This is a genomic window from Streptococcus oralis SK304 (assembly GCF_000287715.1).
Lineage (GTDB): Bacteria > Bacillota > Bacilli > Lactobacillales > Streptococcaceae > Streptococcus > Streptococcus oralis_Y.
On sequence record NZ_ALJN01000009.1, the window covers coordinates 39,032 to 56,744 of the forward strand.

Here is a 17,713-nt window from a genome sequence, read left to right on the forward strand (position 1 = left end):
GAGAATCAACATGATCAACCGTTACTCTCGCCCTGAGATGGCGAACATTTGGAGTGAAGAAAATAAATACCGTGCTTGGCTTGAGGTGGAAATCTTGGCTGATGAGGCATGGGCTGAGTTGGGAGAAATCCCTAAGGAAGATGTGGCTTTGATTCGCGAGAAGGCGGATTTTGACATCGACCGTATTTTGGAGATTGAGCAGGAGACGCGTCACGATGTGGTGGCTTTCACACGTGCGGTTTCTGAGACTCTTGGTGAAGAGCGCAAGTGGGTCCACTATGGGTTGACTTCTACTGACGTGGTGGATACGGCCTATGGTTACCTTTATAGGCAAGCCAACGACATCATCCGTCGTGACCTTGAAAACTTCACCAACATCATCGCTGATAAGGCTAAGGAGCACAAGTTCACCATCATGATGGGGCGTACTCACGGTGTGCATGCGGAGCCTACAACCTTTGGTCTGAAATTGGCAACTTGGTACAGCGAAATGAAACGTAACATCGAGCGTTTCGAGCATGCGGCTGCTGGTGTTGAAGCTGGTAAAATCTCTGGTGCAGTTGGGAACTTTGCTAACATCCCACCATTTGTTGAGCAATATGTCTGTGACAAACTGGGCATCCGTGCTCAGGAAATCTCTACACAGGTCCTTCCTCGTGACCTTCATGCTGAGTACTTTGCAGTTCTTGCTAGCATCGCGACTTCCATCGAGCGTATGGCGACTGAGATTCGTGGTCTTCAAAAATCTGAGCAGCGCGAAGTGGAAGAGTTCTTTGCCAAAGGTCAAAAAGGTTCTTCAGCAATGCCTCACAAACGCAACCCTATCGGTTCTGAGAACATGACAGGTTTGGCGCGTGTTATCCGTGGTCACATGGTGACAGCCTATGAGAACGTCGCTCTCTGGCACGAACGTGATATTTCCCACTCATCAGCTGAGCGCATCATCACACCAGATACAACTATCTTGATTGACTACATGCTCAACCGTTTCGGAAATATCGTCAAGAACTTGACGGTCTTCCCAGAAAATATGATCCGCAACATGAACTCTACGTTTGGTCTTATCTTTAGCCAACGTGCCATGTTGACCTTGATTGAGAAGGGAATGACGCGTGAGAAAGCCTATGACTTGGTACAACCAAAAACGGCCTACTCTTGGGACAACCAAGTAGACTTTAAACCACTTCTTGAAGCAGATCCAGAAGTAACTTCACGCCTCACTCAAGAAGAAATCGACGAAATCTTCAACCCTGCATACTACACTAAACGTGTGGATGATATCTTTGAACGTATCGGACTCGGTGATTAATCCTAACAATAAAAAGCGAGATTCAATCTCGCTTTTTTGTATGCTTATCGAAGGGGTTTAATCTTCTTTTCTCTTAGTGAGTCCGTAGGCTGCTAGTGTGGCCATGAGTCCTACTGCGACCAAGCCTGCAGAGTCTTGACTTCCTGTTGCAGGGAGTTGTTTTTCATCTGCTTTGCTAGTAGTTGCTTCAGCTCGCTCAGCTTTCTTAACGGCAGTTCCGACTTCGACAACCTGATCGATTGCTTCCTGCGATACCGCACTATTGACAAGGGTTCTTTCTTCCTTGCCATCAGCAGTAGTGCTGACAGAGTAGAAGACGGTACGGCGACCATTTACTCCAGCAACGACTACTTGACTTTGTCCTTTTGGTAATTGAGGATTTTCACGTGTCACGGTAGTGAACGGAATCTCTTCCTCTTGGATGTCCAGTCTTGGTTTTGCTTCTGTGACTGGAGCAAGACCGTGTTCATCCCCTACATGGGTAACAAGGGTTCCGACTTCAATAACTTGTGTCACTGCTTCTTGCGTTACAAGGCTATCGACAAGAGTTTTCACTTCTTTACCGTCAGCAGTAGTGCTTACAGAGTAGTAATGACTGCGACGACCGTTAACACCTTTGGTAAGGACTTGAGTCTTCCCTTTGAGCAAGAGTGGATTTTCACGTGTTACGGTAGTGAAAGGAATCTCTTCCTCTTGGATGTCCAGTCTAGGTTTTGCCTCTGTGACTGGGGCAAGACCGTGTTCATCCCCTTTGTGAGTAATAGGGGCGCCGATTTCAACCACTTGTGTCACAGGTTCTTTGGTTACTTGGCTATCTAGAACCGTTTCTGTTTGTTTCCCATTTTCAGTAAGGACAGATATGTAATGAGTGCGTTCGCCCTCTACACCTGGTGTGATGATCTTTTCCTGATCGGCTGGGAGATTTGGATTTTCCTTCTTGATAACTTCAAATGGAATCTTTTCTGCTCTTGTGATGAGTTCCGGTTTAGTTTCAACATTGGCAGCTAGTTCGTTTTCATCAAGGCTTCCTGAGTGAGTTTCCGCTGGTTTGAGGCTTAGGCGGGCTGCTTTGAGCTTGGCTACGAGAGCGTCTAACTCAGCTTGCTTGCTGCGATTGAGGTTGTAGTTGAGAGCCTCTTTAGCTGCATTTAGGGCATCGAGACTTTCTTTGCTGTATCCTTCCAAGTTAGTAGGGATTTGAGCAAGCTCCTCACGGAGTGCATTGTAGTTAGCGCGGAAGTAGTCTTTGTTGTGATCTGCGAAGGCAGTCATGAGTTCAAAGATTTCTTCTTCCTTGTACTCAGCACTTGGTCTATCTGCCCAGATAGCAAGCATACTACCAATAGTAGGAAGGTCAACTTCAGGGTATTTAGTTGATGCTAGTTGATTAAATGGAGTTTTCTCGGTATTTTCGAGAGCTTTTTTGAGGAAGCCACCGCCATCTTCTGGTTTTTGACCGAGAATGTAGTACCAGTCTCCGTTGGTATTAAGGAATTTATAGCCTTTACTTGCAAGGTACTGAGGAGATGCAAGGTTGTAGCCCCACCATCCTTTAGACCAGTAAGAGATGATGACATCCTTGTCAAACTCAACATCATCCTTGTCTTCATAGTAGAAACCATCGTTGAAGGCCATTGGTTGAAGGCCTCTTTCTTTGGCCATGGCAGCAAGGGTGTTAGAGTACTCAGCAAACTTGCCATAGAGTCCATACCATTTGAGGTAGTACCAGCCTTGCGCGTTGGTCGCATCATTGGCATATTCGTCTGTACCGTAGTTGAAGATCTTAGTCTTGCCTGCAAAGAAATCCATGTACTTGCCGATAAGGGCTTTGACAAAGTTCATCGCTTCTTCGTTTTCAAGGTCCATGGTTGTTTTGGAGACCTTGTCGAAGTTGGCTTGAGGATTCTTGATTCCAAGTTTTTCCATAGCGACGAGCATGGCATCCATGTGACCAGGGCTGTTGATTGCTGGGATGAGTCCGATACCTTTTGATTTTGCGTACTCGATCAATTCAGTGATTTCAGCCTGACTAAGAGTGGTTCCGTTTGGATCATCGTAGTAAGCTTTTGTTCCTTCGATGATGGCCTTCTTGACATCGTCACTTGCATAAGTTTTTCCGTTAGCTGTGATGGTCATGTCATCAAGGAGGAAGCGAAGTCCATCATTTCCTAGGAGGAGATGCACATCAGAATATCCAAGTTCGCTAGCTTTATCAATGATACGTTTGAGTTGCTCAGCTGAGAAGTACTTGCGTCCAGCATCGATTGAGATCACCTTGTTCTTGGCAAGTTTTTCAACTTCGCGTTTCGCGTCTTCTTCTTTTTGAGCTTCTGGTGTGAAGGTTAGGTTGCTGACAGCTTCTTGGAGTTTCGCGATTGCTTGGTCGATGGTGTCTTGTTGGGCACGGCTGAGGTTGCTATCAAGTGAGCGAATGGCTTTTTCAGCTTCTTTTACAGCTGCGACACTTTCTGCAGTGTAGCGGTTAAGGTCTGTTGGGACTTCTTTCAGGGCTTGCTCAGCAGACTCATAGTCAGCTGCGAAGTATTCAGCATTGGCATTTGCGAAGCTACGCATGAGTTTGAAGAGGCGTGATGGTGAATAGCGTGCAGATGGGGTGTCCGCCCAAGCAGCTACCATACCCCCGATGAATGGGATAGTAGCCCCATCAGATTTTGGTACAGAAGTGATTGGAGTGTTCTTGATACCATTGAGTCCTTGGTCCAGGTTGTACCAGCCTTGGCCGTCGGCATTTCGTCCGAGAACATAGTACCAAGCATCGTTGGTATTAAGAATTTGGTGACCTTTTTCAACTAGAAGTTTAGAAGAAGCGACGTCGTATCCGCCCCATCCACCAGTCCACATAGAAACGATGATATCTTTGTCAAAAGTACCAAAGCTTGTATCGCTATTGTAGTAGATTCCATCGTTGAAGGCCATTGGTTTGAGACCGTGAGATTTAACGATTCGAGCAAGGTCGTTTGCGTAGGCGATGAATTTATCATAACCCTTGTCAGGGAATCCATCTTCTGGATACCATTTATAGGCCTGAAGAACGCTCCAGCCTTTGGCATCTGTAGCATCATTGGCGTACTCGTCTAGTCCGATATTGAAAATATCAGTTTTTCCAGCAAAGTATGCAGCATACTTGTCGATCAGGGCTTTGGTAAACTCAACAGCTTCTTTGTTATCCAGGTCAACGGTACGAGCAGATTCCTTACCAAAGTAGTTGAAGTTCGGTTTTTGGATGCCTAGTTCTTTCATTGCATGCAAAATCGCATCCATGTGACCGGGGCTGTTTACAGTTGGGATGAGACCAATGCCTTTGTTTTTAGCGTAGTTAATCAAGTCCGTCATCTGACTCTCTGTCAAATGGTTGCCGTTTGGATCCTTGTAGTAGGCATCAGTTCCATTTTCGAGTGCACGTTTGACATCGTCGCTTGCATAGGTTTTACCATTGGCTTTGATCGTCATATCGTCTAGCATGAAACGCATGCCATCATTTCCAACTAGTAGATGAAGATCAGTATAACCGTAGTGTTTGGCTTTGTCGATGATTTCTTTGAGTTGATCTGGAGAAAAGTACTTGCGTCCAGCATCAATTGAGATCATTTTTCTTTTAGCCAGTTTTTCATTTACCTGAGGTGCTCGTTCAGTGTTAGGAGTGGATACTGCAGGTGTGACGGCTTCATTTTTCTTTTCTGAAGAAGTGCTTTCAGCAGGAGTTTCAGCTGGGGCGGGGCTTTCTTTCTCGGTAGTAGGAGTTGGACTAGCATTTTCTGTCACAACTGGTGCGCTTGACTCTTCTGTTTTTGGAGCAACTGTTCGAGGAGCCTCCTGGTCTTCTTTGACCTCCTCTTTTACAGGTTTGTCAGCCTTTTCTTCCAGTTTTTCTGGAGCCTTGGAGTCTACAGCTTCCTTGACTGCCTGAGGATTCTCCTGAATAGTTTGAACAGTTTCTTCAGCTGTTGAAGCTGGAGTAATCCCGTCAGCAGATACGACTTGTGCGCTAAAAGCAAATCCTATAAGTACAGAAGCTGCCCCAACCGCGTATTTACGGATGGAGAAGCGCTGTTTCTTTTCTAGTTTCATGACAAAACCTCCTTGTTATTATCATATATGATAGCGTTTACACAAAACCAAATTTATTTTATTATCTAAGGAGTAAAATGTCAAGTGGGTTTATATAAGAACTATAATAAATAGAGGAAATCATAAGATTTAGAAGAAAATTATTTCCAGAAATAAGAAAGAGAAAGCGAATATTTAACTTGTTTTTAGTAAAAACGCTACTAATTAAATAAGAACCCTTCATAGCGTTCTCACAACCTCTTTCTCGTGCTATAATGAATATAGAAAAAGCCTGAGCTAGGCTCAAGCTTTCTCTTAATGACCTCGATTACATGAGAGGAATTTAATTTTGTAGTAGTCTGCTCGCTTATAAGTTTCACTATAGGCGAGGACTTGGCCAGTAGCCTCAAGTTTAGTAGTCTTCGTTTGGAAGACAGTTGGAAATTGCGTATCGATTCCAAGTACAGAAGCAACATGCTCTGGTGTTGGAAATGCGATTTCATTGATTTCCTCAAAATGTTCATCGTTCATGTGAATGCGGTAATCCAATTTGAAGCGTTTATAGATAGAACTATAATAGTCAAGATTTGGATAGTTGGCATTGATGTATTGTTCAGGAATATAGGATGTGTGGTAGATGTAAGTTACGCCATTTGTTTGACGGGTACGTTCAATTTTGTAGTAGAACTGATCTCCACGTAATCCAAGCTTCTCTAGGTATTCAAGCTTGTTTCCGCGCTCGATAGAAAGGACAGTAACTTTATCATCTTTTGTTTCAAAGATTTCGACATCTGAAAATTCAACGAGTTTGTGCTTGCGGGCACGAGAAACAAAAGTCCCTTTCCCTTGTTGGCGGACAATATAGCCGTCTTTTGCAAGGTCATTCAAAGCACGCACAACAGTGATTGAACTAACATCATACATCGCGATCAATTCTGCTTCTGTATAAAATTTATCTCCACTTGCAAATTGACCAGAGATGATTTTGTTTTTTAATTCATCTTTAATATATTGGTATTTTGGAATAGCCATAATTTCACCTCGATTCTCTTTCTCCAATTTTGATTCTACCATAAATACAGACAAAATAGTAGTATTTAGGTAAAAAAAAAATTAAAATAATAGACTAAAAATGTTATGTTACATGTAAAAAATTCCATTTTATAACCTTGTGAATTATCATACATTAAAATATCGCTTTCATGCTATTTTTAGATAATTTTGGTAAATGGTAAGTAAAAAAATAGAAAAATTTTAAAGAATTTTCTAAAACCTATTGACAAATGCAAAAGATTTGATTATATTTAATATTATAATAAATGAAAGCGCAAACTTAATTCGTCAGAGGTGGTAACATGACAAGATTTAAAATTGAGGACGATTTCTATTTAGATGGGAAGCCGTTCAAGATTTTGTCTGGCGCCATTCATTATTTTAGGATTCCAGCAGAGGATTGGTATCATTCTCTCTATAACTTAAAGGCGCTTGGCTTTAATACGGTCGAGACCTATGTGGCTTGGAATTTACATGAACCCGTTGAAGGGGAATTTGATTTTGAAGGTGCCAGAAATTTGGAGAGGTTTCTTCAAATAGCACAAGATTTGGGTCTCTATGCCATTGTACGCCCGTCTCCATTTATCTGTGCGGAATGGGAATTTGGTGGCTTGCCGGCTTGGCTCTTGACAAAGGACATGCGAATCCGCTCGTCCGACCCGGCCTACATCGAGGCGATTGCTCGCTATTATGACCAATTATTGCCAAGGCTTGTGCCTCGTTTGTTGGATAATGGCGGGAATATTCTCATGATGCAAGTCGAAAATGAATATGGCTCCTATGGAGAAGATAAGTCTTATCTACGAGCAATTCGAAAATTGATGGAAGAACGAGGGATTGATTGCCCACTCTTTACTTCAGATGGTCCATGGAGGGCTACTCTGAAAGCCGGAACCTTGATCGAAGATGACCTCTTTGTGACAGGGAACTTCGGTTCTAAGGCTCCTTACAACTTTTCACAAATGCAAGAATTCTTTGATGAGCATGGCAAGAAATGGCCTCTCATGTGTATGGAATTCTGGGATGGTTGGTTCAACCGTTGGAAAGAACCCATTATCACACGGGATCCTAAAGAATTGGCAGAAGCTGTTCGAGAGGTATTGGAGCAAGGCTCTATCAACCTTTACATGTTCCATGGTGGAACAAACTTTGGTTTCATGAATGGTTGCTCGGCTCGAGGAACTCTGGATTTGCCACAAGTCACATCTTACGACTATGACGCCCTTCTCGATGAAGAAGGAAATCCAACTGCTAAATACCTAGCAGTCAAGAAGATGATGGCAACACACTTCCCAGAGTATCCACAGTTGGAACCACTCTATAAGGAAAGCATGGAGATAGAGGCCGTTCCATTGGCCGAAAAAGTTTCCCTGTTTGAAACCCTGGATAGTCTCTCTAGTCCTACTGAAAGTCTCTATCCGAAAGCGATGGAAGAACTTGGTCAAAGCTATGGCTACCTTCTCTACCGCACTGAGGCAAGTTGGGATGCAGAAGAGGAACGCCTCCGTATCATCGATGGACGTGACCGAGCTCAACTCTTTGTAGATGGTCAATGGATTGCTACTCAATACCAGACAGAGATTGGTGAAGACATCTACTGTCAGGGAAACCGAGAAGGCTGTTCAGAGATTGATATCCTGATCGAAAATATGGGGCGTGTTAACTATGGACACAAGTTCTTAGCAGATACGCAACATAAAGGAATTCGTACAGGTGTCTGCAAAGATCTACATTTCTTACTGAATTGGAAACAATATCCACTGCCACTGGATAATCCTGAGAAGATTGATTTTTCAAAAGGATGGACAGAAGGACAACCAGCCTTTTACGCTTTCGACTTTACTGTTGAAGAGCCGAAGGATACCTACTTAGACTTGTCTGAGTTTGGTAAGGGAGTTGCCTTTGTCAACGGGCGTCACCTAGGGCGTTTCTGGAATGTCGGCCCGACCCTCTCACTTTATATCCCTCATAGCTATCTCAAGGAAGGTGCTAACCGCATCATCATCTTTGAAACTGAGGGCGAATATAAAGAAGAGATCCATTTAACTCGTAAACCTACACTAAAACACATAAAGGGGGAAAACTTATGACAATTGTAGGATGCCGTATCGATGGACGTTTGATCCACGGTCAAGTAGCCAATCTTTGGGCTGGAAAACTAAATGTTTCACGCATTATGGTTGTAGACGACGAAGTTGTTAACAACGATATTGAAAAGAGTGGTTTGAAACTTGCGACACCACCAGGTGTGAAACTCAGTATCTTGCCAGTTGAGAAAGCAGCAGCAAATATCCTTGCTGGTAAATACGATAGCCAACGTCTCTTTATCGTTGCACGTAAACCAGACCGTTTCCTTGGTTTGGTCGAAGCAGGTGTTCCGCTTGAAACACTCAACGTCGGCAATATGTCTCAAACACCAGAAACTCGCTCTATCACACGTTCTATCAACGTGGTAGACAAGGATGTGGAAGATTTCCACAAACTAGCAGAAAAAGGTGTGAAACTCACTGCTCAAATGGTTCCAAATGATCCAGTTTCAGACTTTTTGAGCTTGTTAAAATAGGAAAAAATTTTTAGGAGGTCATTGTTATGATACAATGGTGGCAAATTTTACTTCTCACTTTGTACTCAGCTTATCAAATCTGTGATGAGTTGACAATCGTTTCATCTGCAGGTTCCCCTGTATTCGCTGGTTTTATTACTGGTTTGATCATGGGAGATGTGACAACTGGTTTGTTTATCGGTGGTAGCTTGCAGTTGTTCGTTCTCGGGGTTGGTACCTTCGGTGGTGCTTCTCGTATCGACGCAACTTCTGGTGCGGTTCTTGCAACAGCATTCTCTATCTCTCAAGGTATTGATACAGATCTTGCGATCACAACAATCGCTGTACCAGTAGCAGCACTTTTGACATACTTCGACGTTCTTGGACGTATGACAACTACTTTCTTTGCACACCGTATTGATGCTGCGATCGAACGCTTTGACTACAAAGGTATCGAACGCAACTACCTACTTGGTGCAGTGCCTTGGGCTCTTTCTCGTGCCCTTCCAGTATTCTTCGCTCTTGCTTTTGGTGGTGCTTTCGTACAATCAGTAGTAGACCTTGTTAAAGAATATCAATGGATTGCAGATGGTTTGACACTTGCAGGTCGTATGCTTCCAGGTCTTGGATTCGCTATCTTGCTTCGTTACCTTCCAGTTAAACGTAACCTTCACTACCTTGCAATGGGATTCGGTTTGACAGCTATGTTGACTGTTCTTTACTCATATGTAACAGGTCTTGGTGGAGCTGTTGCGGGTATCCTTGGTACTCTTCCTGCTGATGTTGCTGAAAAGATTGGCTTTGCTAATAACTTCAAAGGTTTGTCTATGATCGGTGTTTCTATCGTAGGTATCTTCCTTGCAGTTGTTCACTTTAAGAACAGCCAAAAAGTAGCTGTAGCAGCACCTTCTACACCATCAGAAAGTGGGGAAATCGAAGATGACGAATTCTAATTACAAACTTACAAAAGAAGATTTTAATCAAATCAACAAACGTAGCTTGTTTACTTTCCAATTAGGTTGGAACTACGAACGTATGCAAGCTTCTGGTTACCTTTACATGATCTTGCCTCAATTGCGTAAAATGTATGGGGATGGAACTCCTGAATTGAAAGAAATGATGAAAGTTCATACTCAATTCTTCAATACTTCACCATTCTTCCACACAATTATCGCTGGTTTTGACCTTGCCATGGAAGAAAAAGATGGTGTGGGTTCAAAAGATGCCGTTAACGGTATCAAGACAGGTTTGATGGGACCATTTGCTCCTCTTGGAGATACAATCTTTGGTTCACTTGTACCTGCTATCATGGGATCTATCGCAGCAACTATGGCTATCGCCGGCCAACCATGGGGTATCTTCCTTTGGATCGCAGTTGCAGTTGCTTATGACATCTTCCGTTGGAAACAATTGGAATTTGCCTATAAAGAAGGGGTTAACCTTATCAACAACATGCAAAGTACTTTGACAGCTTTGATTGACGCTGCATCTGTACTTGGTGTCTTCATGATGGGTGCTCTTGTAGCAACAATGATCAACTTTGACATTTCTTACAAATTGCCAATCGGTGAAAAGATGATTGACTTCCAAGACATCTTGAACTCAATCTTCCCACGCTTGCTTCCAGCAATCTTTACTGCCTTTATCTTCTGGTTGCTTGGTAAGAAAGGTATGAACTCTACTAAAGCGATCGGTATCATTATCGTTCTTGCAGTAGGTCTTTCATTCATCGGTAAATTCTTGCTTGGAATGGGCGCATAATTTATGGTGAAATCGTTAATTTTGGTGAGTCATGGTCGTTTCTGTGAAGAACTGAAAGGTAGCACGGAAATGATTATGGGTCCACAAGACAACATTCATGCAGTGGCCCTTCTTCCAGAAGATGGCCCAGAAGAATTTACTGCAAAATTTGAAGCTGCTATCGAAGGATTGGATGATTTCCTAGTCTTTGCGGACCTTCTCGGTGGAACACCATGTAACGTGGTGAGCCGTTTGATCATGGAAGGTCGCGACATTGAACTCTACGCAGGGATGAATCTTCCAATGGTGATTGAATTTATCAATGCGAGCCTTACAGGTGCAGATGCGGATTATAAGAGCCGTGCTACAGAAAGCATTGTAAAAGTCAATGATCTGCTAGCAGGCTTCGATGATGACGAAGATGAATAAGATATGACAACGTGAAAATCACAGGGGAAATAGGCGATAGGAGGATGGAGCGATGCTCCGAAGATAATCGGTCTTTTTCCCCAAGATTTTAGTTGGAACTCAATTCAATAAGATGTGATAACCTGAAAACCGTTAGAACAGCTTGTATAGAATATACATGGGAATGGGAGTCACTCCCATTCCCATATTTTCAATAGGAATGAAACAATAATAGATTAGAGGAACTCTATGCTAAATTACACAAAAGAAGAATTACTTGAACTGGGTGCAGAAATCACAACTCGTGAGATCTACCAACAGCCTGATGTATGGAAAGAAGCTTTTGAAGCCTATCAAGCAAAACGAGAAGAAATTGCAGCCTTTCTGCAAGGTATCGCTGATAGACATGACTATATCAAGGTCATCTTGACGGGTGCTGGTACTTCTGCTTATGTGGGGGACACCTTGGTGCCATACTTTAAGGAAGTCTATGACGAACGCAAATGGAATTTCAATGCCATTGCGACAACAGATATCGTTGCCAATCCAGAAACTTATTTGAAAAAAGATGTGGCGACGGTCCTTGTTTCCTTTGCTCGTAGTGGGAATTCACCTGAAAGTGTGGCGACTGTTGATTTGGCTAAAGCCTTGGTTGACGACCTCTATCAAGTGACCATTACATGTGCTGCAGATGGTAAATTGGCGCTTCAAGCTCATGGCGATGAGCGCAATCTTTTGCTCTTGCAACCAGCTGCCTCTAATGATGCTGGATTTGCCATGACTTCTAGCTTTACGTCTATGATGTTGACAGCTCTCTTGGTCTTTGATCCTACAGAATTTGCTGTGAAAGCTGAACGTTTTGAAGTTGTGTCTAGCCTTGCCCACAAAGTTCTAGACAATGCAGCAGATGTTAAAGAGCTTGTAGACCTTGACTTTAACCGCGTTATCTACCTGGGCGCTGGTCCTTTCTTTGGACTTGCTCATGAAGCTCAGCTCAAGATTTTGGAATTAACAGCTGGTCAAGTGGCGACCATGTATGAAAGCCCAGTTGGCTTCCGTCACGGTCCAAAATCTCTTATCAACGAAAATACAGTTGTTTTGGTCTTTGGTACAACGACAGATTATACTCGCAAGTACGATTTGGACTTGGTTCGTGAAGTGGCTGGTGACCGTATTGCTCGTCGTGTTGTGCTCTTGAGTGATCAAGCCTTTGGTCTTGAAAATGTCAAAGAAGTAGCTCTTGGCTGTGGTGGTGTCTTGAACGATATTTACCGTGTCTTCCCTTACATCATTTATGCCCAACTCTTTGCCCTTTTGACTTCGCTTAAAGTGAAAAATAAACCAGATACACCGTCTCCTACAGGTACAGTAAACCGTGTGGTACAAGGTGTTATCATTCATGACTATCAAAAATAAGGAAGTATCTATGAGTAAATTACAATTAAGTCCGAATAAAGTAGCCTGCTTGCAAAAACTCTCTGACGAGAACGGCATTATCTCAGCTCTTGCCTTTGACCAACGTGGCGCTTTGAAACGCCTCATGGCTCAATACCAAACAGAAGAGCCAACAGTGGCTCAAATGGAAGAACTCAAGGTTTTGGTAGCAGATGAATTGACTAAATACGCATCCTCTATGCTTCTCGACCCTGAGTATGGACTTCCAGCTACAAAAGCGCTTGCTCCAAATGCTGGTCTTCTCCTTGCTTATGAGAAAACTGGCTACGACACAACAAGCACCAAACGCTTGCCTGACTGCTTGGATGTTTGGTCTGCAAAACGCATTAAAGAACAAGGTGCAGATGCAGTCAAATTCTTGCTTTACTACGATGTAGACAGTTCTGACGAACTCAACCAAGAAAAACAAGCCTACATCGAACGCATCGGTTCAGAGTGTGTGGCAGAAGACATTCCATTCTTCCTTGAAATCTTGGCTTACGATGAAAAAATCGCCGACGCAGGTTCTGCAGAATATGCCAAAGTGAAACCACACAAGGTTATCGGTGCCATGAAGGTCTTCTCAGACTCACGCTTTAACATTGATGTCTTGAAAGTGGAAGTTCCAGTCAACGTCAAATACGTTGAAGGCTTTGGCGATGGTGAAATCGTGCATACACGCGAAGAAGCAGCAGCTTTCTTCAAAGCACAAGATGAAGCAACTAACTTGCCATACATCTACTTGAGTGCGGGAGTGTCAGCCAAACTCTTCCAAGAAACACTTGTCTTTGCCCACGAATCAGGCGCAAACTTCAACGGCGTTCTTTGCGGACGTGCAACCTGGGCAGGATCAGTTGAAGCCTACATCAAAGACGGTGAAGCAGCAGCTCGTGAGTGGTTGCGTACAACTGGATTTGAGAACATTGACGAACTCAACAAGGTTCTTCAAACAACAGCGACTTCATGGACTGAACGTGTAGAAGCATAAAACAAGAATAGAAGAGTCCCTTTTTGTTAAGAAGATACGTAAGGTTTTCTGACAAAGGATTCTGAAAATAGAAACTACAACCATAGATAGTGAATAGGCTCTCTATGGTTTGTTTACTTAAGAGAAATGGATCAAAGGAGAGAAGAATGAAAGCATACACAGAGCGTGTATTTGGAAATCATGAGGGCAAGGATGTCTTGGCCTATCGCTTTGAGACTGACAGTGGCTACCAACTAGAAATCATGACTTATGGTGCGACCATCTTGCGCTATGTCACACCTGACAAGGCTGGAAATTTTGCCAATGTAATTTTGGGCTTTGATGACTTTGATAGCTATGTAGGCAATAGTCCCAAGCATGGAGCAAGTGTAGGTCCTGTAGCGGGCCGTATTGCAGGTGCGACCTTTGAGCTCAATGGCAAGACCTATGACCTTGAAGTCAACAATGCAAGCAACTGCAACCACAGTGGTTCAACAGGTTGGGATGCGAGCTTGTTTGAATTGGTTGAGGTGAGCGACCATGGCTTGACTCTCTACACAGAGCGGACAGACGGGACGGGAGGATTCCCTGGCAATCTCAAGATCTGGATCAGCTATCACTTGGAAGAAACTGGTGCCTACGAAATCAGCTATAAGGTGACGACAGATCAGGATACGCTTGTCAATCCAACTAATCACAGCTACTTCAACTTGTCTGGTGATTTCACGCAGACAGTTGACCGCCATATCTTCCAGCTAAACACAGAGGGCATTTACCCAATCGCTCCGGACGGTGTTCCGGCTAAGACTCCAGACGCTACTCGTGATGTGGTTAAACACATCTACAATGGAGCTTTGTTGAAGGATATCTTTGCAGAAGATGATGAGCAAATCCAGCTGGTATCTGGTTTGGATCACCCATTTGCTCTTCCTACAGGTCATGACAATGCTGGTTTCCTTTATGACCAAAACTCAGGTCGCTTCCTACTTTTCAAGACAGAAGCCCCTTGCTTTGTGGTCTACACAGCAAACTTTGTGGATGAGAGTGTGCTCATAGCTGGTCAGCCAATGGTACAGCACAATGGGATTGCCCTTGAAGCGCAAGCTTTACCAGATGCCATTCACAGTGACCTCAAAGACCAAGTCATTCTCAAAGCAGGGCAAACCTTCACAAGTAAAACTCGTTACGAGATTGTTGTCAAATAAAAAGAAGAGTCTAGGACAAAAGTCTAACCTTAAATATAAAAAGCGAACAAAACGAGTTATCTGACACTCAGAATTCTGTCTTGTTCGCTTTTTTTCTAATCTATCGATTTTAAAAATTTATAATAAAGAATTCCTAAAATCAAAATCTTTTTGTCTCAGATACTTTTGAGTTTCGTGCTATTGTGATGACATTAGAGATAACTTTACTAACCCATGGCTTATTTTTCTTTTTTCTGCTTCTCGATTCTCTCTAACATTCTGTTTTTACGCTCCTCCAGTTCTTGGATTTGCTTGAGCAAAAGATCTGAAAAGTCGCTATCAGTTTCTACGGCTTCACCTGTCGCATACCAATCCAGTATGACGATTTTGTTGTTCTTGTCAAAGCAAAAGATCTGATCTCCATCGCCGATTAGTGATAAAAATGGAATATAATCCACAAAACCTTGGTCGTGTAGTTCCTTTGTTTTGACACGAATGTCTAGAAAATCAGGTATCTCATTTGCAATGCCGTAAACCTTAATACCACGGCAAAATGTCCAAAATGGGGCCACATCAAATTCTTTGGCTCTTGGCCACAGTTCCTCCCTGACTTCCATATAGAGTCCGCCTAGGGGGGACATGGTAAACTCTCTAAAGTCGTCTGGAAGACTGATTTGATACAGTTTTTCAAAATCTTCTATATCCTGTTTGGAGGGTTCATTTCCCATGCAGGCTACAACTTGGTAGGTTTTAGAATCATAATGATGAAAATAATCATAGACTTTTTTTAGTGACATTGCTATTCCTCTCTATTCTACGTAAATATATTCGACAACTAAATCACAAAGCTGATTATCCTTATCATAGCCAAAGTACACAGGATAGACACCATCTCCAAAACCTGATTGAATCATCGGAATGCTTAGGTCAGTGTTAGGAATTTTAAAGTTAATCCAATCTCCGCCTTCTCGCTGATAAAGGGGATTTTCTATGGCGTTTTGGGCAAAAATTGCTGCAAAGAAATCGTCGTAGATATTTTTGCCAGGATTTTCTTTATACCAACTCTCTTCAAAATCGCAGTAGGCATTCTTGGCGTCAACGTCCACTATCGTTGCCAGACCTGCGTCAACTGCAAATCCAAAATAAGAGTCTTTTTCAACAGTGTCTATATCTTCATCACCAGTCAGTGCTTCATAGTAGATGACTGGCACTTGATCTGTAAATTGGATTCTCGTTGCTATATACCTGTAGTGATCTTCTTCTAACTTGGCTACTAAGGTTTTTAGTCTATATGTTCCTTTGGGAACAGATTGTAAGTAAGGCTTTTCCTCTCTACGGAGCCAGACCAAAGGATCTCGGACCAGAATTTCTCCACTAGGAAAAGTCACTTCCCCCATATCCAAAACAAAAACTTCCATGTCCTGTATTTCTTTCCTATCAAAATAGTCTGCATAATTGATAGACGAAGTGAGCAGATGTTTTATTTCTTGGTATTTCTGTAACCATTTTTGTGAAGTTTGTGTTTTTCCCATAAACGGTTTCTTTCTAAATCTTCTATCTTAGATCGGTGTTCTCAGAGTTAAAGATTTGCGTACTCATTATACATTTTCCTACACAAAGGATGCATTTTATGCTTTTATTTCCCTAATGATCGAAAAGATTAGGTCTTTAAGACTTTCTGCTACATACACAACTTCATCAGGATCATGGATATAGCAAAGAATCTGACCTTCTTTTCCTTCTTTATCAGGATCAAAATCCACCATCAGGAAACAGCTGTCACAATACTCCATCCCTTTGAAAATACTCATCTAATGCCGATGTATTTCCATTTATGATATCATTTACAATTTGTGGAACAGATTTAAAATTTCCTATATCTTTTAATTTGACCATTTTAAGTCTCCTACAGATTATGTATTCATCTGTTATAATCTATTTCCCCTAAAGGAAGCGGATCAGGATTTAAACCTACCCAGAGAACCGAAAGTTCACACAAACGTTCAGTTATAGTATCTTCATCACAGCCTTTTGCACGGATGCTGGAAATCAGTTCCTTAGTTTCTTCCAGTTCTTCTTCGGAAAGCGGTGTACCTGAAGCGAAATGATTTGGTAGGGCTTTAAGCATGTTCCGGTAGTGTTTATCCCAGTTGACACCGCCATTTCTATAGAGCTCATCCTGTACGCGCCCTGTTATACGGATCACTTCGCCTTGTACAGTTTTCGCTGGCCCGCTTGAAGGAATGAGTAAATCCCAAAGCTCGTTATACTGCTCCTTCCAAGAACCTTTTTTTACAATAATAGGAGAAACTCCGTCATGTATCTTGCGTTTCGGAGCAGGCTTTACATCAAACAGTGCATAGAGTCTCTCAAGCCCTGCTTCTGTTTCAGTCAAGTAATCTTTATTAAAGTTTTCTCTGTGAAATTCAAAATCCTTTCCGATTAGTTCGACTCTTTCTGCCATATCAGGAGTTACCTCAGCGCCCGCCTTTATGAGCATTTCTGCAATTTCTGCTACCTGTGCAATATTAATCTGCCTACAAGTAGCAAGGGCTTCAGCTAAAGGAGTTCGTCCCATATCAGTTTTGGGATTAACATCTGCACCTTTTTCAATCAAAAAACTGACTATCTTAGGTCGGAAAAACCCTGCTGCCGTATGCAGAGGCGTACTCCCATATGTATCAGGTTTTTGTATATCTCCGCCTAATTCATACAGCAGTTTTACAGTATCTCTCCCCAAAGTGGCATGTTTATATAATGGTGTACGCCCATAATAATCAGGAGTATTTACATCTAAACCCTGTTCCACCAGCCAGATAACAAGCTCATCAGGAACACCTCCAAAATGAAGTGCCGTATTTAAGCTGTATCTGCCGTCATGAGCAGTAAGCTCACATTTATCATATACTGCTTTAAGAGCTTCAATATCTCTTGCTGTAATCAGTTCATCAAAATTTTTAGGTAAGGTCACTCTTTTTTTGGCCATTGTTCTTCTCCTTTAATATAAA

General features: G+C 42.6%; 14 protein-coding genes and 1 pseudogene. 9 read left to right on the forward strand and 6 right to left on the reverse strand.

Features of this window, described 5'->3' with window-relative positions; all coding sequences use genetic code 11:
• Positions 1–10: 10 nt before the first annotated feature.
• Positions 11–1,309, forward strand: coding sequence for an adenylosuccinate lyase (gene purB / locus HMPREF1125_RS05540; RefSeq protein ID WP_000610733.1), 1,299 nt, complete (start codon positions 11–13; stop codon positions 1,307–1,309).
• 57 nt (positions 1,310–1,366) lie between these two features.
• Here the strand turns inward: purB and strH are convergent, their stop codons facing one another.
• Both strH and HMPREF1125_RS05550 read right to left on the reverse strand, forming a co-directional pair.
• Positions 1,367–5,398: an LPXTG-anchored beta-N-acetylhexosaminidase StrH gene (gene strH, locus HMPREF1125_RS05545; protein WP_000764182.1), complete on the reverse strand. Its 4,032-nt coding sequence runs from the start codon at positions 5,396–5,398 to the stop codon at positions 1,367–1,369.
• Between the two features lie 294 nt (positions 5,399–5,692).
• A complete protein-coding gene (locus HMPREF1125_RS05550) occupies positions 5,693–6,451 on the reverse strand; it encodes a GntR family transcriptional regulator (RefSeq protein WP_162281877.1) in 759 nt (252 codons plus the stop codon).
• A 281-nt stretch (positions 6,452–6,732) separates the two neighbouring features.
• Between HMPREF1125_RS05550 and HMPREF1125_RS05555 the strand changes: the two genes are divergently transcribed.
• The 8 genes from HMPREF1125_RS05555 to HMPREF1125_RS05590 all read left to right on the forward strand — a co-directional run bounded on the left by HMPREF1125_RS05555 (position 6,733) and on the right by HMPREF1125_RS05590 (position 14,726).
• Positions 6,733–8,520 (forward strand): glycoside hydrolase family 35 protein, encoded by a 1,788-nt coding sequence (locus HMPREF1125_RS05555; protein ID WP_000196617.1) that lies wholly within the window; start codon positions 6,733–6,735, stop codon positions 8,518–8,520.
• On the forward strand, positions 8,517–8,993 hold the full coding sequence (locus tag HMPREF1125_RS05560) for a PTS sugar transporter subunit IIB (RefSeq protein WP_000156968.1): 477 nt from the start codon (positions 8,517–8,519) through the stop codon (positions 8,991–8,993). Before HMPREF1125_RS05555 ends, HMPREF1125_RS05560 begins: the two co-directional genes overlap by 4 nt.
• A 26-nt stretch (positions 8,994–9,019) precedes the next feature.
• Positions 9,020–9,925, forward strand: coding sequence for a PTS mannose/fructose/sorbose/N-acetylgalactosamine transporter subunit IIC (locus HMPREF1125_RS05565; RefSeq protein WP_000616992.1), 906 nt, complete (start codon positions 9,020–9,022; stop codon positions 9,923–9,925).
• Positions 9,912–10,733 (forward strand): PTS system mannose/fructose/sorbose family transporter subunit IID, encoded by an 822-nt coding sequence (locus HMPREF1125_RS05570; protein WP_000185284.1) that lies wholly within the window; start codon positions 9,912–9,914, stop codon positions 10,731–10,733. Before HMPREF1125_RS05565 ends, HMPREF1125_RS05570 begins: the two co-directional genes overlap by 14 nt.
• Positions 10,734–10,736: 3 nt before the next feature.
• A complete protein-coding gene (locus HMPREF1125_RS05575) occupies positions 10,737–11,141 on the forward strand; it encodes a PTS sugar transporter subunit IIA (protein WP_004245965.1) in 405 nt (134 codons plus the stop codon).
• A gap of 228 nt (positions 11,142–11,369) precedes the next feature.
• Positions 11,370–12,536, forward strand: coding sequence for an SIS domain-containing protein (locus tag HMPREF1125_RS05580; protein WP_000936018.1), 1,167 nt, complete (start codon positions 11,370–11,372; stop codon positions 12,534–12,536).
• Positions 12,537–12,546: 10 nt separating this feature from the next.
• Positions 12,547–13,542, forward strand: a complete 996-nt coding sequence (gene lacD / locus HMPREF1125_RS05585) for a tagatose-bisphosphate aldolase (RefSeq protein WP_002882942.1) — start codon at positions 12,547–12,549, stop codon at positions 13,540–13,542.
• Positions 13,543–13,688: 146 nt separating this feature from the next.
• A complete protein-coding gene (locus HMPREF1125_RS05590; RefSeq protein ID WP_000649408.1) occupies positions 13,689–14,726 on the forward strand; it encodes an aldose epimerase family protein in 1,038 nt (345 codons plus the stop codon).
• A gap of 218 nt (positions 14,727–14,944) precedes the next feature.
• On the opposite strand, the gene HMPREF1125_RS05595 is transcribed toward HMPREF1125_RS05590, so the two are convergent.
• The 4 genes and pseudogenes from HMPREF1125_RS05595 to HMPREF1125_RS05605 all read right to left on the reverse strand — a co-directional run bounded on the left by HMPREF1125_RS05595 (position 14,945) and on the right by HMPREF1125_RS05605 (position 17,691).
• The gene (locus HMPREF1125_RS05595; RefSeq protein ID WP_000053801.1) at positions 14,945–15,502 is read right to left on the reverse strand and encodes an SMI1/KNR4 family protein; all 558 of its coding nucleotides are present in this window, start codon (positions 15,500–15,502) and stop codon (positions 14,945–14,947) included.
• Positions 15,503–15,514: 12 nt separating this feature from the next.
• The gene (locus tag HMPREF1125_RS05600; RefSeq protein ID WP_000520816.1) at positions 15,515–16,237 is read right to left on the reverse strand and encodes a DUF4241 domain-containing protein; all 723 of its coding nucleotides are present in this window, start codon (positions 16,235–16,237) and stop codon (positions 15,515–15,517) included.
• A 96-nt stretch (positions 16,238–16,333) separates the two neighbouring features.
• Positions 16,334–16,495: pseudogene (locus HMPREF1125_RS12870) on the reverse strand (SMI1/KNR4 family protein); the annotation flags it as partial.
• Positions 16,496–16,626: 131 nt separating this feature from the next.
• Positions 16,627–17,691, reverse strand: coding sequence for an ankyrin repeat domain-containing protein (locus HMPREF1125_RS05605; protein WP_001085630.1), 1,065 nt, complete (start codon positions 17,689–17,691; stop codon positions 16,627–16,629).
• Positions 17,692–17,713: the final 22 nt, after the last annotated feature.